Raw genomic sequence first — 21,496 nt, 5'->3', positions numbered from 1 at the left:
GATAGGTGGTATCGGCGTGATCGGGGTTGGCGTCGCGATCATCCGGGGCGCTGGGGTCGGGGGCGGGTGATTACTGGACTAGTAGCGGGGGACGGTGGGGTCGACGTGCTGGGACCAGGCGTCGATGCCGCCGGCCATGGAGATGACGTCTTCGAAGCCTTGGGCGGCGAGGTAGTTGGCGACGTTGAGGGATCGGATCCCGCCGTGGCAGAAGGTGACGACGGTGGACTCGGCGTGTTCCTGGAGTTCGAAGAGTCGGGAGGGGATTTCGCCCATGGGGATGACGATGGCGCCGTCGATGGCGGCGGTGGCGACTTCTTCGGGCTCGCGGACATCAAGGAGGATGGGCGGGTTGTCGGAGTCGAGGAGGGTTTTGACTTCGACGGCGGAGGCTTCGCGGACGGCCTTGCCGGGATCGGATGCCTGGGTCATGGCTGGGCTCCGTGTGGCTTTGGGGGGATGGTTCAGGGGGCTTGTTCGACGTGGGTGTAGCGATCGAGGTTGACCACGGCGGTTTCGCCATCGTCTTTTTTGAGGACGAGTCGGTCGAGCCAGAGGCGGTCGTCTTTGGCGTGGGCGAACCAGGAGCCGGTTTTGGATTGTTCGTAGCGGACGACGGTGCCTTCGATTTTTTCGGTCCAGACTTCGTCTCGTTGGGGGATCTGCTGGGTGACGACGACCCGCGTGCCGGGTTCGAAGGTGTGCTGGGTTTCTGCCATGGTTGTGGTGGTCCCTTCGGCGGCCATTGGCTGATCGGCCGGGCTTGATGTGCTATCTTAGCGATTCGCTCGGGTCGGCCTGCGGTGGTGTTGGCGGGCTGATCTGCGTCCCTGGACGGGTGTCCGAGCGGCTGAAGGAGCCGGTTTCGAAAACCGGTGTACGGGTTTCCCGTACCGTGGGTTCGAATCCCACCCCGTCCGCTTGGTTTTGTTTCTCGCCAATTGTGTGTTGCCGTTGCAAGCTAGCTGGGGGTGTCTGGTGTCTGTGTCAGTTTCAGGCTGAGCTCGTAGGTTTTTGATTCCTGGGGTTGGATGGGTGGGTGGGGGTTGGAGCCGTCGGAGTCGGGGCCTGGGGTGGGGCCGATGAGGGGTTCGATGCCGGTGACATAGCTGGTTGGGCTGAGGTGTTGCCAGATGGCGAGGTTTGGGAGTTGGGAGGGTTTGAAGGTGATGGCGAGGGTGAGTTGGCGGTGGGGGTTGTGGAGGGCGGCGGTGGTGGTGCCGTCCTGGCTGGGGATGGCTTTGAGGATGACGCCTGCTTCGCCGGTGCCGGTGTGGTCGGGGCGGGGTTCGGTGATGGTTTTGAAGGCGTTGGGGTCGGTTTCGTTTTCGAGGGTGCCCCAGGCGGAGAGGGGTTGTGCGTCGGTGGTGATGGTGCAGCCGGGTGCGAGGAAGGGGTGGCCGAGGTTGCAGTGGTAGAGGGTGCTCTGGGGGATGGGGGTGTCGGCGGTGTTGGTGAGGGTGTCGGTGAGGTGGATAGTGGGCTGGCCGAGGGTGCCAGCGATGGTTCGGTGTATGGAGAGGGAGGGACCGAACATGCGGGTGTGGTCGATGCGGAGGTGGAGGGCGAAGTCGCGTTTGCCCGCGCGGGGGTTGGGGTTGTCGATGGCGGTGATGGCGGCGGGTGTGAGGTGGTGGCGGCCGTGGAGGCCGGGGGCGTTGGGATCGTTGGGTTTGGGGGGACCGACGTGGAGTGGCCCGCAGGTGGTGACGAGCCCGCCGGCCCAGGATCGGAGCCAGTCCATGCCGTGGGCGTGGGCCTGGTCGGGTTTCGAGAGGCCGTTGGGTGTGAGGTAGGCGAGGGGTGTGTCGTTGTAGGCGGCTTCGATGATGTCGCCGCCTCGGTCGAGTGCGACGGTGTAGCGGAGTCCGGAGCCGGTATCGATGAAGGCGACACGGGTGGAGGTAGCGCCGATTGGCTGGGGGTGGTCGAGGGTTCCGGTGCGTATCCCGCCGAGTTGGAGGGGGGTTTCGACGAGTTGGGGGTTGAGGTGGTTGGGCATGTGCGTCTCCGTGTTGGCTAGAGCCTAGCGGTGCTGGTTGCGGAGTGCGGTGGGTGCGAGTCCTGTGGCTGCGCGTATCTGGCGGGCGAGTGTGTGTTGGGAGCTGAAGCCGGCCTGTCGGGTGACGTCGGCGAGGGGCAGGGAGGTTTGGGTGAGGAGTTGGATGGCCTGGTCGGTGCGTTTTCGGGTGAGGTAGGCGTGGGGTGCTTCGGCGTGGTGCTGGGTGAAGGTTCGGATGAGGTGTTCGCGGGAGACGTTGAAGCGTTGGGCGATCTGGGTGACGGTGACGGGTCGGAGGGGTTGCTGGTAGAGGGTTTGGGCGGCCTGCTCGACGGGGGGGAGTTTGGCCTGCTGGCGGTTGGTGACGTGGTGGTAGAGGCGGGTGAGGTAGTGGTACGAGGCGGCGGCGAGTTTGGCCTGGTCGGGTTCGTTGATGGGGTCGGCGGTGTCGATGAGGTGTTCGAGGTCGGTGATGAGTGAGGGGTCGGTGGTGGTGTCGATGACGGGGCCGTTGATGGCGGTGAGTTCGCGGGCGTGTTCGGAGACGCCGGCGCCGAGGATGCCGATCCAGGCGCAGTGGTATGGGCCGTCGGTGGGGTTGGGTCGTTGGTAGTGGGAATCGTCGCCGTACTGGAAGAGGATGAGCGATTTTTCGGGGGCGTGGAAGGTGCCCTGATGGTTTTTGATCTGCAGGTGGCCCTGGAGTGAGGCCTGGATGACGAGGAGTCCGGCGGGGGATCGCCTGGTGTTGTGGAACTCGTAGCGGCGGCCGGTGGGGTTGGCTTCGCGGCCGAACTGTCGGAGCTGCCAGAGGGCGGGGCCGGCTTTGCGGGCGGCGTGTCGCTGGGGCTGGATATCACTTTTTGCACACATATCCTCACAATATAGTCGTCTTTGCCAGCGAATCGAATGGTAACTTCACGAATTACTGCATCGTGTCTTACTTGAGGTTCTTGTCGATGGCATCGGATCAGGCGAAAGGTGGGCATGAGGGGCATGTGAAGCGGGCGGAGGGTGTGCGCGGGTTTGCGGGTGAGGTGGGGCGTCCGTTGAACGTGACGTTTCTGGGGGCGGGGTCGATGTTCTGTCCGGTGTTGTGTCGTGACGTGATGGCGATTCCGGGTGGGTCTGGGGGTGAGTTTCGGCTGGTGGATGTGGATGAGGCGCGGCTGGCGTTGATGAAGCGAGTGATCGGCTTGCTGATCGAGCAGATGGGGCAGTCGGGGACGTGGACGGTGCGGGCGGAGACGGATCGGCGTCGGGCGCTGCCTGGGACGGACTATGCGGTTTGCTGCGTCGAGGTTTCGGGTCGGGCGTGTGTGGACACGGACTACGACATCCCGTTTCGGTATGGCGTGGATCAGTGCATCGGCGACACGATGGGTCCGGGCGGGTTGTTCAAGGGGCTGCGGACGATCCCGGTGTTTCTGGAGATTCTTCGGGACATGGCGGAGCTGTGCCCGGGGGCGCCGATGCTCAACTACACGAACCCGATGAGCATGATGGTGCTGGCGGCGGGGCGTGCGGTGCCCGAGGTGCCGGTGGTTGGATTGTGTCACAGCGTGCAGGGGACGAGTCATCTGCTGGCGGACTACGCGGGGGTGCCTTACGAGGAGATGGACTGGGCGTGTGCGGGGATCAATCACCTGGCGTGGTTCACAAAGCTCGAGCATCGGGGTGAGGATCTTTATCAGAAGGTGCTGATGGCGCGGTTTGAGCGTGAGGTTGGGGAGGGGATCGCTGAGGCGGAGGCGGGGCTGGCTCGGTTTGATGCTGCGGATGACACGAAGGGCGAGGAGGTGGAGCGGGGGTACCGGCACGACGATCTGGTACGGAAGGACATGTGTCTGCACTTCGGGGCGTTTATCACGGAGAGTTCGGGGCATTTGTCGGAGTATCTGCCTTACTACCGGAAGTCTGAGGCGGGGAGGAAGCTGCTTCGGCTCGGGTATCACGGGGGATCGCGGTTTTATGCGACGAACTGGCCGTCCTGGCGTGCGGCGAGTGATGGGTACCGGGAGCGGATGCTCAGGGGCGAGGAGACGTTCGATCTTGAGCGGTCGTGGGAGTATGCGTCGTGGATCATCGAGGCGATGGAGAAGGACGTGCCTTACCGGATTCATGGGAATGTGATGAATCGGCCATTGGGTGGGAGCGGTGAGGCGGGCAAGCTGATTACGAATCTGCCAGGGGATGGTGCGGTGGAGGTGGCGTGTCTGGTGGATGGCAACGGGGTGCAGCCGACGCGGTATGGAGCGTTGCCGGCGGTGATGGGGCATGTGTGCGCGAGCAACATGGGCTTCTTTGATCTGGCGGCGACGGCGGCGATCGAGCGGAGCAGGCAGGCGGCGACGGAGGCTTTGTATCTGGATCCGTTGTGTCAGGCGGTTTGCACGCCTGGTGAGATTGCTGAGATGGCTGGTGAGATGTTTGAGACTCAGGCGGCGTATCTGCCCGGGTATGCGTGAGTTTCTGGTTCTCGTTCTGGACTGTGGATGAAGTATCTGTTTGCCAGTTTGTTTGGGCTGCTGGTGGTGGCGAGTGTGCTGGTGCGCGCGAGCTATCCGGATCTGTCGAGTCGGGTGACGGTGCTTTATTGGGTGACGGACCCGGCACCGACGCGGGGCGAGCAGGTCAATCGGTTTCATCGTTGGCAGATGCAGACGGAGCACCACATGGAGGTGGTGGTGGGTTCGGTGGATGAAGCGGCAGCGCTTCGGGAGGAGATCCCGGAGACGCTGGTGGACGACGTTGTGGCGGTGCAGCCGGGTGTGGCGGATGTGTTTGACGGGTCGGTGGTGGCGTCGTCGCTACCTGTGACGGTGCGGCTGCCTTTGGCGGAGGTGCGGCTGGATACGGCGAGCCGAGATGATACGAAGCAGAAGATTCAGGCGGTGTCGGGTGTGGCGGCGGACATCATGGACGTGTTCAACGGTTCGAGCATGCGGATGTTCGTGGAGATGGGGGTGCTGCTGGACGTGACGGAGCGTGCGAAGGAGATGGGGTTTGATCTGTCGCGGACGTATGCGGCGTTGGAGCCGGAGTTGCTCGTGGATGGTCGGCAGTACATGTTCCCCGGGAATGTGTCGTCGAGTTTTCTGACGGTGAACGTAGACCTGTTTCGTTCGCTGGGGATGGATCCGCCGCCTGAGCGTTGGGACTTTGAGACGTTTGAGCGGATTGGGGTTGCGTTCTGTGAGCGTGCGAACGAGGGTCTGCAGCGACGGGAGGTGTTCTTTCTGAACAAGATCGACTGGGTGCGGATGCATCGCGGGCTGGGGTTGTCGCGCTTCAACGAGACGATGACGGCTTCGGTGCTGGATGATCCTCGGTATGCGTCGTCGCTGGAGCGGGGTCGGCGGTGGATGTATGACCTGAACATTGTGCCGACGCCTGATGACATCGATGCGTTTTCATCGGCTCAGGCTTATGGGGGTGCGGACCTGCCGATGTTCGGGGCGGGGAAGTACGGGATGATCGAGGGTGGGCGGTACTGGTTGCTGCAGCTGAGGCACTTTGAGCAATTGGGTGAGCTTGGGTTTGCTGAGCCGCCTCATGGTGGGTTTGCGAACACGAGTATCGGAACGCGTGGCGCGATTGTTTACAAGGACACGGATCATCCTGAGTTGGCGACGTTGTTTCTGGCTTATCTGGCGAGTGAGGCTTACAACCAGCTGATTGTTGAGGATGCGGATGCGCTCCCGCCTAACCCGGCGTTTACGCGGACCGAGGCTTATCTTCGGCCTGAGGCGTATCCGAATGAGTGGGGTCTGCATGGGCCGGCGGCGCGGATCGCGGAGACGATTGCGATTGGAGATGAGTACAGCCCGTTCGTGTTGCCGACGGTGGTGGAGCAGGAGATTAAGGATTTTCGGGATCGTTACCTGGCGGGGATGATCTCGGCGGAGGTGGCGGCGGAGCGGACGGAGGCGACGCTCAACCGTGAGATCGCGAAGCGGGTGGAGCGGGATCCGGGTCTGCGGGCGTCTTACGAGCGTGGGCTGGCGTTGCAGGCGGAGATCGATGCGCTCAAGGCTGAGGGGCGACCGATCCCGGCGGCGTGGGTGAGCAATCCGTTTCTTCGGGCTTACTATCGATCGCTGGGGAAACTACATGAATCTGATGGTGAGGGGGACTCGTTGTGAAGCGTCGGCGTTCGGATCTGGCGGCGGGGTTGTTGTTCCTGAGCCCGAACATCGTGGGGGTGCTGGTGTTCACGGTGTTTCCGGTGTTTTTCAGCCTGATGATGGCGTTTACGAACTGGGATATCACGCTTCACAACAAGTACAAGGAGGACGGGAACCTCGAGTTTGTTGGTCTGGGGAACTTTATTGAGATGTTCTCGGTGGGCGATGCGTTTTCGTGGGACGCGAAGTTTCTTATTTATCTGGGGAACACGCTGTTTTTCATGATGGGGATACCGTTCGCGGTGATGGGATCGCTGACGTTTGCGATGCTGCTGAGCAAGGACCCTCGTGGTGGTGGGGGGCGTGTGCTGGCCTGGTTGCTGGGGAGTCTGGGGCTGGCTTCGAGTTGTGTGGTGCTGGTGGCGATCGGGATGGGGTGGTCGGCGATGGTGGTGATGCTGCTGTCGGTGTTGAGCGTGTTGCTGATTGGTGGGCCGATCTTCGGGAACACGTTCTACCGGACGATCTTCTACACGCCTTCGTTTGTGGCGGGTGTGGCGACGTTTCTGGTGTGGAAGAAGATGTACAGCCGGGAGACGGGGCCGGTGAACCGTGGGCTGGAGCCGGTGCTGGATGGCTTGGCGGTGGTGGTGCAGGGTCTGCCGGGTGTGGTGGTGCAATCGTTGTTGTTTGTGGGTTACGGGTTGGTGGCGTTGCTGCTTGGCTGGGGGCTGGGTCGGATGCGGCGGTCTTATCTGGATGGTGAGTTGGATGGTCGGGCGGCGGTGTTGCCGGTGGGTGTTTGTCTGGTTCCGGTGGTGGTGGCTTCGCAGTGGTCGATGACGGCGGCGACGTGGTGGGTGCTGGCGGTGATGGTGGTGCTGGTGGGTTTGTATCAACTCAAGAGGCTAGGGTCGGAGGCTCGTTTCCCGAGCAGGCCGTGGAGCGGTTTTGATGCGGCGCTGGTGATCGGGCTGGTGAGTCTGGTGGGTCAGTTTGTGGTGTTGGGTCTGGCGGTGGTGGCTTTTCATCTGCCGGGGATGGCGGAGGATGGGTTGGCCCCGCCTAGCTGGTTGAATGATCCTGATTATGCGAAGCCGGCTTTGATGATTACGGCGCTCTGGGCGGCGGTGGGTTCGAACAACATGCTGCTTTATCTGGCTGCGTTGACGAATGTGCCCGAGGAGCTTTACGAGGCAGCGGATATCGATGGGGCTTCGCGGTTTCAGCGGTTCTGGGGTGTGACGTGGCCGCAGCTGGCGCCGACGACGTTTTTCATTGTGGTGATCTCGACGATCGCGGGTTTGCAGGGCGGGTTTGAGATGGCGCGGGTGATGACGAATGGGGGGCCGGCGGGAGCGACGACGACGCTGGAGATGCACGTGTATCTGGAGGGGTTTGTGACGGGTCGGCTGGGGCTGGCTTCGGCGGTGTCGTGGGTTTTGTTTTTGCTGGTGTTCGGGGTGACGCTATTCAACTGGAAGTTTGGGAATCGGTATGTCAATGACTGAGTCGATCACCCATCATCCTGTGGGGGCCGCGGCGCGGCGGCGGTACGTTGGCGGATTGCTGTTGAACGTGCTTCTGGCGTTGATGGGTTTTCTGCTGGTATTGCCGTTTGTGTGGATGTTGCTGACGAGTGTGAAGAGTGTGAGCGATCTGGGTGAGGCGAGTTGGCTGCCTGGCGAGGGCGGGTTTCAGTGGGGGAATTATCTGGAGGTGTTTGAGCGTGTGCCGTTTGCGCGAGCGTATATGAACAGTCTATTCGTGGCGACGTGGGTGACGTTTCTGCAGGTGTTCACGTCGTCGATGGCGGCGTTTGCGTTTGCGCGTCTGCGTTGGCCGGGTCGTGAGTGGGTGTTTCTGCTGTATCTCTCGACGATGATGCTGCCTGGGCTGGTGATGATGATTCCGAACTATCAGATCATGATCAGTCTGGGGTTGGTGGACACGCTGGCGGGGCTGATCATTCCGGCGTCTTTCACAGCGTTCGGGACTTTTCTGTTGCGGCAGTTCATGCTGACGATTCCACCGTCTTTGGATGAGGCGGCGGCGATTGATGGCGCGAGCAAGTGGCAGATTTACTGGGAGATTGTGATGCCGTTGGCTCGTCCGGGTCTGGTGACGCTGACGATTCTGACGTTCATGGGGAATTACAACTCGTTCTTCTGGCCGCTGGTGATGCTGCGGAGTGATTACAAGTTCACGCTGCCGATTGCGCTGTTGGCTTTTGATACGACGTCGGGTCAGGCGACGCATCTGATGATGGCGGCGGTGACGATGGCGGTGATACCGATGATTGTGGTGTTTGTGCTGCTTCAGAAGCAGTTGGTTCGGGGGATTCAGCTGGGTGCTATCAAGGGTTGAGTCTTTGATGGTCTGTGATTGACAGGAAAGATGAGGTGTATCGATGAAAGACTATCGGATCAAGCGGTTGTTCAACGCGGTGTCGGGTTGCTGTTTTGACGTGGCCATCGACCATGGTTTTTTCAATGAGCTCGGTTTTATTCGGGGTGGTTTGGAGAGCATCGGGAGGGCGATCGAGACGTTGGTGGATGCGTCACCTGACGCGATTCAGTTGACGGTGGGTCAGGCGGGGATGCTGCAGCGGCTGCCGGGTCGTCAGAAGCCGTCGCTGGTGCTGCGGACGGATGTGGCGAATGTGTATGGGAAGAAGCTGCCTCGGGCGTTGTTCAGTCGGATGATTGAGGAGCCGGTGAAGCAGGCGGTGCGGTTGGATGCGGCGTGTGTGGTGGTCAATCTGTTTCAGATTCCGGAGCAGCCGGAGGTGACGGATCAGTGCATCCAGAACATCCTGAAGCTCAAGCCGATGACGGATGAGGCGGCGATGCCTCTGATGATTGAGCCCCTGGTGTTCCAGGCGAACGAGAAGGCGGGCGGGTACATGGTGGATGGTGATCCGGAGAAGATCCTGCCGTTGGTTCGTCAGGCGGTGGAGTTGGGGGCGGACATCATCAAAGCGGACCCGACGGATGATCCGAGCGATTATCCGCAGATCATTGAGACGGCGGGTGAGATCCCGGTGCTGGTGCGTGGGGGCGGGAAGGTGTCGGACGAGGTGATTCTCGAGCGGACCGAGCGGCTGATGAAGACGGGTGCACGGGGGATTGTTTACGGGCGGAATGTGATCCAGCATGAGCGGCCGGCGGGTATCACGCGGGCGCTGATGGCGGTGGTGCATGAGGGGATGTCTGCTGCTGACGCGATTCACTTGGTGAAGGGAAGCTGAGCATGGGCGCGAAGCGAGAGATTCGTTTTGGTGTGATTGGGTGTGGGCTGATGGGGCGAGAGTTCGCCTCGGCGGTTGGGCGGTGGTGTCATCTCGGTGAGGTTGATTTCGTGCCGATGATCACGGCGGTTTGTGATCCGAATCCGGCGGCGACGGGCTGGTTTGAAGCGCACGTGCCGACGGTGAAGAAGGCGCTAGCGGACTATCGGGTGCTGCTGGATGATCCGGAGATCGATGCGGTTTACTGCGCGGTGCCTCATCATCTGCACGAGCGGCTGTACATGGACATTGTTCGTGCGGGGAAGCATCTGCTGGGCGAGAAGCCGTTTGGGATTGATCGGGAGGCGAATCGGAAGATCATGGCGGTGATTGAGGAGCACCCGGATGTGCTGGTGCGGTGCTCTTCGGAGTTTCCTTTTTTTCCCGGGGCTTATCAGATTACGCGGTGGGTGGAGGAGGGTCGGTTCGGGAAGCTGATTGATGTGGAGGCGGGGTTCTGGCACTCCTCGGATCTGGATCCTAATAAGGCGATCAACTGGAAGCGGATGATTGCGAGCAACGGGGCTTATGGGTGCATGGGTGATCTGGGGATGCATGTTCTGCATTTGCCGCTTCGGTATGGGTGGCGGCCGGGGGAGGTGCGGGCGTTGCTGGCGAATGTGATGCGGGAGCGGCCTGGGGCTGAGGGTGAGCTGGTGGCGTGCGAGACGTGGGACAACGCGATCCTGGCGACGACGTTCGAGCATGCCGGTGAGGCGGTGCCGATGGTGCTTTCGACGAAGCGGATTGCGCCGGGTCATGCGAACACGTGGTTTATTCGGATCAATGGGACGGCGTTTTCTGCGGCGTTTTCGACGAAGGACCCGAAGTGTCTGCGGTCGCTGCCTTATGTGTCGGGAGGTGAGCAGGCGTGGCACGTGGTGGATACGGCTTACAAGTCGGCTTATCCGACGATCACGGGTGGGATCTTTGAGTTTGGGTTCTCGGATTCGATTCTGCAGATGTGGGCTGCGTTCTGCGATGAGTTGGTGCATGGTCGTGAGGGGATGATGCAGCCGTTTACGTGTGCGCGTCCGGAGGAGGCTGCGGCATCGCATGATTTGTTTACGGCGGCTCTTGCGTCGGAAGCGACGGGTCGGACGGTGACGGTTGATTCGGTGAAAGGTGGGCCCGATGGCGAAGGCGGCTGAGGTCGTGGTGGCGGGGCATATCTGTCTGGACATCATCCCGGCGTTCACGCATGGCGATGGGGCGCTGGTGCCGGGTGCGTTGACGGAGGTGGGTCCGGCGTTGATGTCGACGGGGGGTGCGGTGGCGAATACGGGGCTGGCGCTGCATCGTCTGGGGGTGGCGACGGCCCTGCTCGGGAAGCTGGGGGAGGATACGTTTGCGGGTGAGGTGGTTGCGATTCTTGAGGGTTATGAGGCTTCGCTAGCGGAGCGGATGCGTCGGGTGGCGGGTGAGACGACGAGTTATACGGTGGTGATCAGCCCGCCTGGCGTGGATCGTTATTTCCTTCACTGTCCGGGGGCCAATGCGACGTTCGGGCTTGAGGATGTGCCGGCTGGGTCGCTAAGGGGTGCGCGGCTGCTGCATTTTGGTTACCCGCCTCTGATGCGGAACCTGCAGGTGGATGGGGGTGAGGCGATGCGGGGGATCTTTGAGCGTGCGCATGGCGAGGGGCTGGTGACGTCGCTGGACATGGCGGCGATTGACCCGGCTTCGGAGACGGGGCGGGTGGATTGGCGGGGCTGGCTGGCTCGGGTGCTGCCTGAGGTTGATCTGTTTGTGCCGAGTTATGACGAGGTGTGCACGATGCTGGACGGGGAGGTGCCGGCGTTGACGATCGAGGCGTTGGATCGGGTGGGTGAGCGTCTGCTTGCGATGAGGGCGGGGATCGTGGCGATCAAGCTGGGCGATGAGGGGCTGTACCTGCGGACGGGTGATGATGTGGGGCGCTTGGATCGTGTGGTGAAGGTGCTTGGTTTGGCTGTGGATGCGTGGGTGGGGCGTCGGTTGTATGTGCCGTGCTATCAAACCGAGGTGGTGGGGACGACGGGCGCTGGCGATTGCACGATCGCGGGTTTGCTAGCGGCGCTGCTGCGGGGCGAAGGGCCTGAGCTGGCGATTCGTTCGGCGGTCGGTGTGGGGGCGGCGAGTGTGGCGTCAGCGGACGCGGTGAGCGCGGTGCCAGCTTGGGCGGAGGTTGAGCGGCGGATTGAGCGTGGGTGGGCGAGTCATCCGGTGCGTCTTGCGCTGCCGGGGTGGCGTGTGGTGGGTGACGGGCCGGTGATGTCGGCGGGATGAGTTGAGGCTTTTGTTGTGTCAGCGTTTGCCGTAGATGACGGGGCACTTTTCTTCGTCGTCGATGTATTGAGTGAGGACGCGGGGGTGGTCGGTGAGGGTAGATTTTTCGGTGCGGAGGTGGATGGCGAAGGATTTACGGGGGCTGTCTGAGGTATTGATGCCCGAGCCGTGGAGGGTGTGGCGGTGGTGGAAGGAGACCCCGCCCGGCTTGAGGATGGAGGGGACTTCTTCCCATGCGACGCCTGGTGGGAGTTGGATGTTCTTTTTGAGCTGGTCGAGGTCGGAGGAGAAGAAGTCGCCGCCTTCGAAGAGTCCGGCGTGGTGTGATCCGGGGACGAAGGCCATGGGTCCGGCTTCGGGCGTGACGTCGGAGATGGCGAGCCATGCGGTGAAGAGTTCGGAGTCGTCGGTCCATTCGGGCCAGTACTGGGCGTCCTGGTGCCAGCCGACGGCGGGGCCCCCCGCTTTGTTGGGATCGACGGAGGGTTTGTGGAGAAGTTGGACCCACCAGACCTGGACCATCTTTGCGCCGGTGAGTCGTGCGGCGAGCTCGCCTAGTTGCGGGCTGGCGATGGCTTGTTGGATGTCGGGGTCGGCGAGGTTGGGCATCTCGATCTTGCAGAGTTTGGTGTCGTCGTCGCCTGGCTTCCATGGGGAGTCGAAGGGAGGTTGTCCGGTGCGGTACTCGCCCTGGCGGACTCTTTCCATGCCTTGTTCGGCGGCCTGGACAAGCTCTGGTGAGATGACGGGATCGGTGGCGATGTAGAAGCCCTGCTGGGCGTACTGGTCGGCGACGGTGAGTGTGGTGGTGTTCATGTTCTATCTCTTTGTAGCTGGGCTAGACCACTTCGAGCTGGTCGCGGTGCGGGAGTGTCGGGAAGGTTGGCGTGGGTAGTGACTGGTACCAGTAGGCGACGGAGGCGATGTCGTCCTGGAGGGGGAGGTAGTGGATGGGCTCTCGTTTTCGCCAGCCGAGGGCCTGGATGGTGACGGTGAGGTCCTGATGGAAGCGGATGGGGTCGGGGATGTGCCAGCGGTAGAGTCCGAAGCGTTGCTGGGATTCGTAGACGCCATCGGGTCGGATGACCTGGGGCATGCCGGCGTAGGGGGTGGTGTATTCCTGATACTGCCTGGTGTGGGGGTTTTCGAAGTTGTAGGAGCCGAGGAAGTAGTCTTCGGTACCGGTTCCGCAGATGGTTGGGAAGGCGGAGCCGCCGTGTTCGGCGACGTCGTTATCGACGGATTGATCGGGTGCGAGGTCGCCGTCGATGTAGAACTTGATCTCGCCTTCGCCCCACCAGCCGCGGTTGTTGACGCCCCAGGCCATGTAGGTGCCGACGTAGTGTCCATGTCCTTTGATGCCTTCGAGGATGGTGAAGACTTTGCCGTAGGGTTGTGGGTTGGCGCGTCGGAATTGGGCGTGGAAGTAGGCGGCGTCTTCGGGGACGTGGTTGAGGGCGTAGTCGATCTGGTAGTAGAGATAGGCGGGTTGGGTGCCGACGTTCTCGACGGTGATGCGGCAGTGTTTGCGGAAGGGCATGGGCCAGTAGCAGTTGAGGGCGCTGCCGGGGTTGACGGTGACGGGGATGGATGAGACCTGGGCGTAGGAGCCCCATCCGCAGGCGAAGAAGTCACCCATCGGGCATTCGACGGAGGGTTGGTCCTGGTTGTCCCAGTAGATGCGGAGGATGAGGAAGCGCCAGTGGCCGGTGGGCGTCATCCAGAGGTGCTGGAGGGCGCCGGGGCCGTCGATGTCGGCGATCTCGGCGGTGTTTCCGGGTTGGATCTCGATGGCGGGGTTGATTTTCCAGCCGCGGCCGAGGTCGGTGGCGCGCTCCTGGCTGATGCCTTCGGTGGCTCTGCCGCCCTGGGCTTTAGCGCCGGTGGGGTTTTCGGCGCTGATGGATCGTGTCTGCGCTTTGGACAGGCGGTGGATGTTCCCCATGTCGCAGAAGAGGCCGTCGAACTCAGGCATGGTGTGGGGTGTCCTTGGGTTGACGGTTTCTGGCGACGGGCACGAGTGTGGCGATGAGTGTGGCGGTGGCGGGTGTGGGGATGGCCGGGTTTGCGTTGAAGCCGAAGTAGGTGGCGAGGACGGAGAGGTCGTTGAGGTTGACCTGGGTGTCGCCGTTGAAGTCGCCGCGCTGCCAGCCGATGCCGGTGGTGTTGAAATTGGTGGCGAGGATGGAGAGGTCGATGAGGTCGACGGCCTGGTCGAGGTTGATGTCGCCAAACTCGGTGCCGATGAGTTCACGGATGAGGTGGGCGACATCGGCGAAGTCGGCGGTGTTGTTGCCGTCGACGTCGTAGGCGGGGTTGCCGAGATTGGCGAAGAGGAGATTGATGTCTAGGTGGTCGGTGAGGCCGTCGGCGTTGAGGTCGCCTGGGAAGGGGTTGGGTCGTGTGCCGTAGAGGCCGGCGGGGTATTGGGCGCTGTTGAGCATGGCGGTCAGCATGTCGTTGGGGTCGCCGGCGGGGTTGCCACGGGTGGCCCACCATTCGAGGGCGAACTCGTCCCAGCCGCCGTAGCCCTGGTTCACGAACCATGCGGTGGAGACGATGTTGTGGTTGCCGGGTGTCTGGTTCCAGTCGTGGAGATCGGCGAGTGCCTGGGTGATGAACTGGGCGGTGACAGCTTCATTTGCGGCGAGATCGCCTGTGGTTGAGGTGGAGCGTGCCCACTCGGTGATCCAGACGGGGGCGTCTTGGAAGCCTTTGTTGTCGATAATGTTGAGCTGTTCGATGTAGCTGGCCTGGAAGCCGGCGGCGGCGGTGGTGGGGTTCGAGGTGAAGGGGTTGCCGTAGGCGTGGAGGGCAAAGCCGTCGATGGCTCCGCCTCTTCGGCCGATGACGGCGTCGATGGTTTGGGCGAGGTAGTCGTTGCCGGACATCCAGCGGATCCCACCTGCCGGTCCGGGGCTTGGGGGTGCGAGGAGGACGAGGTCGTCGGGTCGCTGGGCTTTGATGGCGGTGCGGACGGTGGTGTAGATGGAGGCGTAGTCGGCGGGCTGGATGCGTTGGTCGGGCCAGTTGTTGCCTTCGGAGGTGACGTTGGGCTCGTTGCCGATGACCCAGATGTTGGCGTGGTCGCCGAGGGTGTTGACGGCGTCGAGGACGGCGGTGGCCCAGTCGGCGGCGGCGAGCGAGTTGGGGCTGGGGACGGTTTCACCCCAGTTGTAGTCGATGCGTGTGACGAAGGTGGCGTTGTGCTGGGTGGTTGCCTGCTGGTAGAGGGGGAGGAAGTAGTTGGCTGACCACCAGGGCGCGGAGTGGGTGATGATGGTTTCGACGGCGAGGCCGCCGGTGGTGCCGGGCCCTGCGGTGTTGCCGTCGTAGTCCCACCAGTGGACGCCGTAGAGTTTGTCCTGCGCGGCGGCGGGCGCTGCGATCAGGAGGACTGCGGCGATCGTGATGGACAGGTGACGGAACATCGTGGTCATTCCTGTTTGAGGTGGAGGGTCAGGATTTTCCTGGGTTCAATGGTGATGTCGATGGTGCCGTTGCTGACGGGGATGGGGTTATCGACCGGGTGGCCTTCGAAATCGACAGGGTGGGCCTGTTTCCAGGCGGGGCCGAGGCGTGGCAGGCTGAGGGTGCTGTTGATGCTGGCATCGGTTGGGTTGAAGAGTCGGAGTTCGATGGCGTTGTTGATCTTGCGAGCGGCGGTGAGTTTGGCCTTGCCATCGACTTCGAGGAGTCCAGAAGTGGCGGGCTGGTTGGGTTCGGGCATGCCGTCGAGGTGGTGGCGGCGGTCGGCGGGCATGACGACCGTGGTTTTCTTGCCGGCGTGGAGGTCTTCGGCGAGGTCGAAGAGTCTGGAGGTGTCGGGTTTGCCGTTGAGTGGGGTGAGTCGGTAGTTGAAGGTGAGCGGTCCCTGGATTTGGCCTTCGGGTTCGCTATTGGTCAGGACGGTTCGTCGGGTTGAGCGTGAGAGGGTGAGGGCGATGGGTCGATCGGGTTGGTCGCGGACGGCGGTTTCGAGGAGTCCCAGGGTGATGACGGCGAGGCCGCCGGTATCGTCGTGGACGGCGGTCCAGGATTGCTGAGGTCGTGTTTCGATTTCGAGTTCGCGGTAGAGGTGGTTGTCTTTGCGGAGGGGGATGTCTCGTTCGACGACGTCGAAGGCTGTGTCGGCGAGGTAAGTGTTCGCGGATTGGCAGCCGGAGGGGAAGAGGACGCGGAGGCGGTGGTCTTTGATCTGGTTGTCGATGGTTGTGGTGATGTTGAGGTGGTCGGCGTCGCGATAGAGTTCGATGAGGGAGTCGATGGTGAGGGGCTTGAAGGATTCGACGCGGCGCATGCGGTTGAAGTCGAATGCTTCGGGGAGGTGCATGGTGGTGCGGACTCGGATGGCGGCGTAGCTGGCGAGGTCGGCGACGATGGCGACATCGGTTTGTCCTGCGGCGGCGGAGGAGAAGACCTGATCGCGGAGGGCCTGTCCGTGGTACCAGCCGTCGCCTATGTCGGCGGCGTCTTCGAAGGTGAGGAGGTGTGGATAGGTTCGGCCGGTCTGTTTGTCGGTGAGGGTGAGTCGTCCTCCGGGTTCGACTTCGACGCGGAGTTTGCCGTTCTCGAGGGCATGGGATGACACCGCCAGCCCGGGTTTTTCGGGATGCCGGGTGTGGTGGTGCGTCTTCTCCGCGCGCACCGCGGTGAGGGTGGTGTATCCCATGCCTGGGATCTCGAGATCGGCGATGACGGTGATGACGTTGACTTGTCTTTCGGCGGGGAAGGCGGTGGTGGCGAGGCGTTTTCTGCGTCGGTCCATGTCCTGGGCGAGTCGCTGGTAGGGGACTTCTGTGCCGTCGGGTCCGTAGAGGCGGAAGGCGGGTTTTTCTTCGAAGAAGAAGAACTCGTTGAAGCGTGGCCAGTCGGTGGGGACTTCGATGTCGAACTTGATCGGGCCGGTGTGTTTGCGGGGGGTTGGGTTGAAGACGCCGATGCGGACCTGGTTGTCCTCGATGGGCCCTTCGACCGAGGCGGTGATGCGATTGATAGCGCGTTCGGTGAGTTCCTCGCCGATTTGCCGGGTCTGGCTGAAGCGGAACTTCATGTCCTCGTGGACGAGGTCGACGGAGCAGCCGCCTATGGAGTCGTGGGGGTGGTTTTTGAGGAGCCATTTCCAGGCGGTGTTGAGGAAGCCTTCGTCGCCTTGGGTGCCGAGGGTGAGGTGGGTGAAGAGAGAGAGGGGTTCGGCCCATTGGGTGAGGAGGGCGTGGCAGTGGGCGTTGGCCTGCTTGATCCAGACTCGGCTGGAGGCGACGCCTGGGATGACCCACTGTTCGTCGGTCTCCATGAGTTCCTTGCCGGGCTCGCGGAGTTCGCCGTGGAGGGTTTCGGTGATCTGGTCGGCCTCGGCGAGCATGGCGTCGAGGTAGCCGTCGAGTGAGCTGTGGACGATCTCGATACCTGGGATGGGATCGTCCATGCGGTGAGCGAGGGCTGTATAGGCGTCTCGGTCCCATTCCATGTGGTCGCCGCCATCGAAGACGAGGATGGGATCGACGGCGGACTTTGTTGCTTCTTCCTGGAGGTAGCTGTTGAGGCGTTCATCGAGCTGTTCGGGGGTGTAGGTGGTATCGAAATCGGAGGCGCCGCGGACGCGGGAGGCGTAGTCGCAGTAGCCGCGGATGCCGAAGCGGTAGCAGGGAAGTTTGGTGCCGTCGGCACCGATCCAGTTGAGATGTCGGGTGTGGACGTCGTTGGTTCCGCGCCAGAGGAAGCCGCCTTTGACGCCGAAGCCGGCGAGGATCTGCGGGAGTTGGGAGATGTGTCCGAAGAGGTCGCAGACGAAGCCGGCGCTGGAGGGTGTGCCGCCGTAGTCGCGGGCGATCTGTCGTCCGAGGGCGATGTTCCGGATGATCGATTCGCCGGTGACGAGGAACTCATCGGGGAGGACGTACCAGGGTCCGATGACGAGTTTGCCGGATTGGGCGAGGGTTTCGATGTCGGCGCGTCGTTCGGGTCGGATTTCGAGGTAGTCGTCGAGGATGATGGCCTGGCCGTCGGTCTGGAAGGGGCCGCGGAGTTCGCCTGAAGCGATGCCGTCGAGGATGCGGTCCATCAGTTGGACGAGGCGGTAGCGGTAGAGCTGGAAGGGCTGGTACCACTCGCGGTCCCAGTGCGTAGAGAGGACGTAGTGGGCCTGTCGGGTGGTGGTGGCCTGCGGGTCTTTGGCGGTGTGTGTGTCGGGTCGATCGATGGTGCTCATGGCGCTTCTGTCTCCTGGTGATCGACGTAGACGATATCGACTGGGAGGGACGTTTTTGAAGCGCCGGCTTCATCGACAAACTGGGCGACGGGGGCGATGGCCTGGTTGAGGTGGGGGATGGTGCTGGTGGCCCCGACGGTCATGCGGGATAGGGGTTGAGGTTTGTTTGAGGCGGTGATGGTGATGTCGAAAGATGCGGCGGCTCCGGTGGCGAGTAGGCCGGTGTCGATGGTGGTGCTGGTGGCCTGCCAGCCTTCGGGGAGGTCGATGAGGCTGAGCTTGCCGGAGATGGGCTGGTCGGTGGTGTTGACGACACGGGCGGTGAGGGTGAAATCCTGATCGGGGGTGATCTGGTCGGTGGTTGCTGAGAGTTCGACGGCGGGTGCTTCCTGGTCGTTGAGGTCGGCGAATTGGTAATGGCGGTCGCCGGGGGTGAGAAGGGTCATGGCGGCGGCGGTCTGGGGTTGGATGGTTCGGTTGAGGGTGAGTTGTTGCTCGCCGGCGGGGACTTTGATGAGTTCGCGGACGCCCTGGAAGGTGCTGGTGGTTTCGTCGATGCGGAGCCAGCGGTCGTGGTCGGTGGGTTCGAAGACGAGCGTGATGGGGGTGGTGACGCGTTGTTCGGTGCGGTTGTAGATCACGGTGGCGAGGTTGCTGTGGCCTTGCTCGCTGGTGTGTGTGGAGCCCATGGCGTCGAGTTGGCCGGCGTCGCCTCGCTTGATGGTGTTGACGAGGAGGCCGTCGATGTTGCGGACGATCCAGAAGGGCCAGTAGGTGCCGAGCATGGGCGCGCCTTGTTCGGTCATGACGCCGAAGGTGTAGGTTCCGTGCTCGTTGTAGGCGAGGGTGGTGAAGTGGTGGACGGAGAGGATGCGGTCGGCGATGGACATGTAGCCGAAGTGTCGCTGCATGAGGTACTGGAACTTGGGCCATCCGGCGTACCAGGCATCGATTTCGGTGAGGGCCATCTTGCCGTGTTCGCGGCCGGGGACGGCGCGAAACTGGTCGGTCATTTCGATGATCTGCTGGACCTCGTCGTCGGCGGTGACATCGGAGCCGTGGTAGATGTGGTGGATGACGAAGTCGGCGTTGTGCCCGCAATTTTCGATGAAGTCGGCGTACCACTCCATGGGTTCGGCCCAGTGGGCGGGTGTGAGGGCTGGCCCGCCGACCATGAGCGTGGGGTCTTCGGCGCGGAGTCTTTCGGCGGCGATGTTGAAGAGCTCGAAGTAGGCCTCGCGCTTGCCCATGCCGAACATGGGCATGTTGGGTTCGTTCCAGACTTCGGCGTAGCGTGCGCGGAGGTCGTCGCCATCGGCGTTCCATGAGTGCATGGCGGCGGCGGCGAACTCGGCCCATTCGTGTTTGTCGCTGATCTGGTCGTCTTCGTTGCCTGATTGGAGCCATTCGGTGCTGTAGCAGAGCAGGGGCATGAGTTCGACGTCGATCTCGCGGAGCCAGTTCTCGAAGGCGGGTCGGTCCTCGATGAAGCGGATCATCTTGTCGGGGTAGAGGCGGTCCCAGTTGTAGGTGTAGGGGTCGTCGTTGTCGTTTTCGGGTTCGAGGAAGCCGATCCAGGTTTCCATGCGGGCGACGGTGCCGGAGGGGTTGAGTCGGAGGAAGGCCTCCATGACGTGAGGGTTCTGCTGGGCGACCATAAAGACCTTGGGATGGCCTTCTATGCCGAAGATGGCGCGGTTGACCTTGGCGGTGGGGTTGGTGAAGTCGATGAGGAGGTGGGTGGGGGCGCTGGCGAGGAGGGATGGCGTGAGGCTCAGGAGGCAGGCCATCATCAGCAGGCCAAGACGTGAACGAAGTCCGAGCATGGGAGATAGATTCCTATGGAAGATCTTTTGCCTGGGTCCGGCGGTCATCGGGTGGGGTAGAGGTCCTGAGGAAGCGTGCCGGGGTTCCACCAGTTGGGGTTGGCATAGTGACCGAGCCAGGTTTCGTACATGAAGATGTCGGCGTCGGATGTTGGTTCGCCGTTGCCACCGGTGTGGCCGTCCTGCCAGAGCTGGTTCACGTTGCGGTTAGAGGCGTGTCCGTCGAAGAAGGCGACGTTGGCGCTTTCGGATGGGTGCCGGTAGGCGACGACGCCATAGCTAAGCTGCCCTAATCCACTGCCAAGGTCGCTGTAGGCAAGCTCCTTGTGTTCGTTCCATCCGTTATCGGGATTGGCTTTGGAGAAACCGACGCCTAGCGCTTTATAGCCTTCGAGATGCCAGTCGAGGCCGTCCATCATCATCATGCCCTGGGTGGGGGAGGTCATCATGCGTTGGCTGTGGAGGCTGATGTTGGGTTCGAGCCCGGTCAGGGTGATGGCGTAGGTGGCGGCCCCATCGTTGACCATGCCGTAGGAGAACTGGATGTCCTGTTCTTCGAGTGCCGATTCGGCGTTGGGGCACAGGAATGCGGGGTCGCTGAAACCGTCGAAGTTACCTGCTGCATCCTGTTTGGAGATGTAGGAGAGGTACTCGCCATTGAGGAACCACTCGTCATTCTGCGTCCACCTTGGTTCGCCATTGGCGATTCGATGCCCGGGATTCTGCAGTGGGACGTGGTATCCATCGAAATCGACGGCGTACATCTGATTGGCCATGCCGTACTGCCTGAGCAGGCTGAGGCAGCTCATGGATCTTGCTGTTGCTCGTGCTGCTCCGAGGGCGGGGAGGAGGATGCCGATGAGGAGAGCGATGATCGAGATGACGACCAGCAGTTCGATCAGGGTGAAGCCTTTGGTGGCCAGCTTGTTTGCGCGCATTGGATAGCTCACTTGGGGAGGCTTTTATTGTGCTGCGTTCAAGGCCCGGTTCGGCCGCTGAGCCGGACCGGGTGGTGGTGTTGGATCAGGCGCGTCGGCGTGCGGCGAGGGCGAGCCCGCCAAGGCCCAGTAGGGCGATGGAGGCGGGTTCGGGGACGGCGAGGACGTCGATTTCCCAGATCAGGGGCGAGACAAAGGCGGCTGAGAGGCCGTCGTCGATGCTGGTGAAGGGATTGACGCCGTCGAAGGGGTCGCGGTACTGGCCGCCGGTGTTGTCGACGGCGTAGAAATCGAATTGCAGTTCGTTGACGCCAGCGGCGAGGGTGTTGGAGGCGTCGTCGAAGATCTGCATGAAGGCTGCGCGGCTGGGTCCAGCGGTTGGGTCGGGGTTGAGTGTGCCGAGGAGGCCGGACTCGAAGTAGCCGAGGAGGTTGCCGTCGGTGTAGATGGCGACGGTGTTGAAGATGCGGCCGTCTCCGCCTTCGTTGCCGGAGAGGATGTTGATGCCGGCGATGTCTTGACCGCCCGCGTCATAGACCACACGTTTGGTGGGGACGCCGACGCCTGGGAAGTCGTTAAGCAGGCCGTTGAGGCCGCCGCCGGTTGTGCCGTCGGTGAGTTGGATGAGGCGAGCGGGTTCGCCCGGTGTGGCGGGGTGCCAGCCGTTGTCCGGCAGTTCGACGCCGACCTGCCCTGCGATGATGTCGGTGTTGCTGAGCAGGGCTTCGAAGCCGAAGGCGTTGGCGTCGAAGGTCGTCGTGCTGGTGACGGCGGCCATCGCTGAGCCGGTGGTGAGGGCCGTGGCGGCCAGGGTGAGTGCTGCGTGTTTCATGAT

At 62.4% G+C, this 21,496-nt stretch carries 18 protein-coding genes and 1 tRNA gene; 8 read left to right on the top strand and 11 right to left on the bottom strand.

The genetic code is table 11. The features are described from left to right. Positions 1-78: 78 nt before the first annotated feature. The gene (locus tag ACQZAB_RS08615; RefSeq protein WP_428388927.1) at positions 79-432 is read right to left on the bottom strand and encodes a rhodanese-like domain-containing protein; all 354 of its coding nucleotides are present in this window, start codon (positions 430-432) and stop codon (positions 79-81) included. A 32-nt stretch (positions 433-464) separates the two neighbouring features. Further along, positions 465-719: a hypothetical protein gene (locus ACQZAB_RS08610; protein WP_428388925.1), complete on the bottom strand. Its 255-nt coding sequence runs from the start codon at positions 717-719 to the stop codon at positions 465-467. Positions 720-832: 113 nt separating this feature from the next. Here ACQZAB_RS08610 and ACQZAB_RS08605 point away from each other — a divergent pair. Then, positions 833-920, top strand: a tRNA-Ser gene (locus ACQZAB_RS08605). A 41-nt stretch (positions 921-961) separates the two neighbouring features. Here ACQZAB_RS08605 and ACQZAB_RS08600 read toward each other — a convergent pair. After that, complete coding sequence (locus tag ACQZAB_RS08600; protein ID WP_428388923.1) at positions 962-2,002, bottom strand: DUF4432 family protein; 1,041 nt, start codon at positions 2,000-2,002, stop codon at positions 962-964. Between the two features lie 24 nt (positions 2,003-2,026). Continuing rightward, on the bottom strand, positions 2,027-2,875 hold the full coding sequence (locus ACQZAB_RS08595) for a helix-turn-helix domain-containing protein (protein WP_428388921.1): 849 nt from the start codon (positions 2,873-2,875) through the stop codon (positions 2,027-2,029). An 86-nt stretch (positions 2,876-2,961) separates the two neighbouring features. Here ACQZAB_RS08595 and ACQZAB_RS08590 point away from each other — a divergent pair, with 86 nt between their 5' ends. The 7 genes from ACQZAB_RS08590 to ACQZAB_RS08560 are packed head-to-tail and all read left to right on the top strand — an operon-like array spanning position 2,962 to position 11,686. After that, entirely contained in the window at positions 2,962-4,470 is a 1,509-nt protein-coding gene (locus ACQZAB_RS08590) for an alpha-glucosidase/alpha-galactosidase (RefSeq protein WP_428388919.1), read from the top strand. 27 nt (positions 4,471-4,497) lie between these two features. Continuing rightward, the gene (locus ACQZAB_RS08585; RefSeq protein ID WP_428388917.1) at positions 4,498-6,147 is read left to right on the top strand and encodes an extracellular solute-binding protein; all 1,650 of its coding nucleotides are present in this window, start codon (positions 4,498-4,500) and stop codon (positions 6,145-6,147) included. Beyond that, positions 6,144-7,640, top strand: a complete 1,497-nt coding sequence (locus ACQZAB_RS08580) for a carbohydrate ABC transporter permease (protein ID WP_428388915.1) — start codon at positions 6,144-6,146, stop codon at positions 7,638-7,640. Before ACQZAB_RS08585 ends, ACQZAB_RS08580 begins: the two co-directional genes overlap by 4 nt. Continuing rightward, entirely contained in the window at positions 7,633-8,496 is an 864-nt protein-coding gene (locus tag ACQZAB_RS08575; RefSeq protein WP_428388913.1) for a carbohydrate ABC transporter permease, read from the top strand. The genes ACQZAB_RS08580 and ACQZAB_RS08575 overlap by 8 nt, the downstream gene beginning before the upstream one ends. A gap of 43 nt (positions 8,497-8,539) precedes the next feature. Next, complete coding sequence (locus ACQZAB_RS08570; protein WP_428388911.1) at positions 8,540-9,379, top strand: class I fructose-bisphosphate aldolase; 840 nt, start codon at positions 8,540-8,542, stop codon at positions 9,377-9,379. A gap of 2 nt (positions 9,380-9,381) precedes the next feature. Then, complete coding sequence (locus ACQZAB_RS08565; protein WP_428388909.1) at positions 9,382-10,569, top strand: Gfo/Idh/MocA family protein; 1,188 nt, start codon at positions 9,382-9,384, stop codon at positions 10,567-10,569. After that, positions 10,553-11,686 (top strand): carbohydrate kinase family protein, encoded by a 1,134-nt coding sequence (locus tag ACQZAB_RS08560; RefSeq protein WP_428388907.1) that lies wholly within the window; start codon positions 10,553-10,555, stop codon positions 11,684-11,686. Before ACQZAB_RS08565 ends, ACQZAB_RS08560 begins: the two co-directional genes overlap by 17 nt. Before the next feature lie 18 nt (positions 11,687-11,704). On the opposite strand, the gene ACQZAB_RS08555 is transcribed toward ACQZAB_RS08560, so the two are convergent. The 7 genes from ACQZAB_RS08555 to ACQZAB_RS08525 form a co-directional block, all read right to left on the bottom strand. Beyond that, positions 11,705-12,502, bottom strand: a complete 798-nt coding sequence (locus tag ACQZAB_RS08555) for a phytanoyl-CoA dioxygenase family protein (protein ID WP_428388905.1) — start codon at positions 12,500-12,502, stop codon at positions 11,705-11,707. Positions 12,503-12,524: 22 nt separating this feature from the next. After that, positions 12,525-13,661, bottom strand: coding sequence for a glycoside hydrolase family 172 protein (locus ACQZAB_RS08550; protein WP_428388903.1), 1,137 nt, complete (start codon positions 13,659-13,661; stop codon positions 12,525-12,527). Then, a complete protein-coding gene (locus tag ACQZAB_RS08545) occupies positions 13,654-15,117 on the bottom strand; it encodes a dockerin type I domain-containing protein (protein WP_428388901.1) in 1,464 nt (487 codons plus the stop codon). Before ACQZAB_RS08545 ends, ACQZAB_RS08550 begins: the two co-directional genes overlap by 8 nt. Positions 15,118-15,122: 5 nt before the next feature. Then, positions 15,123-17,897, bottom strand: coding sequence for a glycoside hydrolase family 38 C-terminal domain-containing protein (locus ACQZAB_RS08540; RefSeq protein WP_428388899.1), 2,775 nt, complete (start codon positions 17,895-17,897; stop codon positions 15,123-15,125). Next, positions 17,894-19,723, bottom strand: coding sequence for a GH39 family glycosyl hydrolase (locus ACQZAB_RS08535; RefSeq protein ID WP_428388896.1), 1,830 nt, complete (start codon positions 19,721-19,723; stop codon positions 17,894-17,896). The genes ACQZAB_RS08540 and ACQZAB_RS08535 overlap by 4 nt, the downstream gene beginning before the upstream one ends. 44 nt (positions 19,724-19,767) lie before the next feature. Continuing rightward, positions 19,768-20,661 carry a type II secretion system protein gene (locus tag ACQZAB_RS08530; protein ID WP_428388894.1) on the bottom strand — a complete coding sequence of 298 codons (894 nt, stop codon included), beginning with the start codon at positions 20,659-20,661 and terminating at the stop codon, positions 19,768-19,770. Positions 20,662-20,746: 85 nt separating this feature from the next. Beyond that, positions 20,747-21,493 (bottom strand): PEP-CTERM sorting domain-containing protein, encoded by a 747-nt coding sequence (locus tag ACQZAB_RS08525; protein WP_428388893.1) that lies wholly within the window; start codon positions 21,491-21,493, stop codon positions 20,747-20,749. Positions 21,494-21,496: the final 3 nt, after the last annotated feature.

Source organism: Mucisphaera sp. (assembly GCF_965279675.1).
Classification (GTDB): domain Bacteria; phylum Planctomycetota; class Phycisphaerae; order Phycisphaerales; family Phycisphaeraceae; genus Mucisphaera.
Note: the sequence above shows the minus strand (reverse complement) of the source record. Positions and strands in the feature narration are given on the sequence as shown.

Bases quoted from the DNA above. Each gene is read 5' to 3' on its own strand.
- ACQZAB_RS08615 (WP_428388927.1), bottom strand. From the start codon at position 432: ATGACCCAGGCATCCGATCCCGGCAAGGCCGTCCGCGAAGCCTCCGCC.
- ACQZAB_RS08610 (WP_428388925.1), bottom strand. From the start codon at position 719: ATGGCAGAAACCCAGCACACCTTCGAACCCGGCACGCGGGTCGTCGTC.
- ACQZAB_RS08600 (WP_428388923.1), bottom strand. From the start codon at position 2,002: ATGCCCAACCACCTCAACCCCCAACTCGTCGAAACCCCCCTCCAACTC.
- ACQZAB_RS08595 (WP_428388921.1), bottom strand. From the start codon at position 2,875: ATGTGTGCAAAAAGTGATATCCAGCCCCAGCGACACGCCGCCCGCAAA.
- ACQZAB_RS08590 (WP_428388919.1), top strand. From the start codon at position 2,962: ATGGCATCGGATCAGGCGAAAGGTGGGCATGAGGGGCATGTGAAGCGG.
- ACQZAB_RS08585 (WP_428388917.1), top strand. From the start codon at position 4,498: ATGAAGTATCTGTTTGCCAGTTTGTTTGGGCTGCTGGTGGTGGCGAGT.
- ACQZAB_RS08575 (WP_428388913.1), top strand. From the start codon at position 7,633: ATGACTGAGTCGATCACCCATCATCCTGTGGGGGCCGCGGCGCGGCGG.
- ACQZAB_RS08570 (WP_428388911.1), top strand. From the start codon at position 8,540: ATGAAAGACTATCGGATCAAGCGGTTGTTCAACGCGGTGTCGGGTTGC.
- ACQZAB_RS08565 (WP_428388909.1), top strand. From the start codon at position 9,382: ATGGGCGCGAAGCGAGAGATTCGTTTTGGTGTGATTGGGTGTGGGCTG.
- ACQZAB_RS08560 (WP_428388907.1), top strand. From the start codon at position 10,553: ATGGCGAAGGCGGCTGAGGTCGTGGTGGCGGGGCATATCTGTCTGGAC.
- ACQZAB_RS08555 (WP_428388905.1), bottom strand. From the start codon at position 12,502: ATGAACACCACCACACTCACCGTCGCCGACCAGTACGCCCAGCAGGGC.
- ACQZAB_RS08550 (WP_428388903.1), bottom strand. From the start codon at position 13,661: ATGCCTGAGTTCGACGGCCTCTTCTGCGACATGGGGAACATCCACCGC.
- ACQZAB_RS08545 (WP_428388901.1), bottom strand. From the start codon at position 15,117: ATGTTCCGTCACCTGTCCATCACGATCGCCGCAGTCCTCCTGATCGCA.
- ACQZAB_RS08540 (WP_428388899.1), bottom strand. From the start codon at position 17,897: ATGAGCACCATCGATCGACCCGACACACACACCGCCAAAGACCCGCAG.
- ACQZAB_RS08535 (WP_428388896.1), bottom strand. From the start codon at position 19,723: ATGCTCGGACTTCGTTCACGTCTTGGCCTGCTGATGATGGCCTGCCTC.
- ACQZAB_RS08530 (WP_428388894.1), bottom strand. From the start codon at position 20,661: ATGCGCGCAAACAAGCTGGCCACCAAAGGCTTCACCCTGATCGAACTG.
- ACQZAB_RS08525 (WP_428388893.1), bottom strand. From the start codon at position 21,493: ATGAAACACGCAGCACTCACCCTGGCCGCCACGGCCCTCACCACCGGC.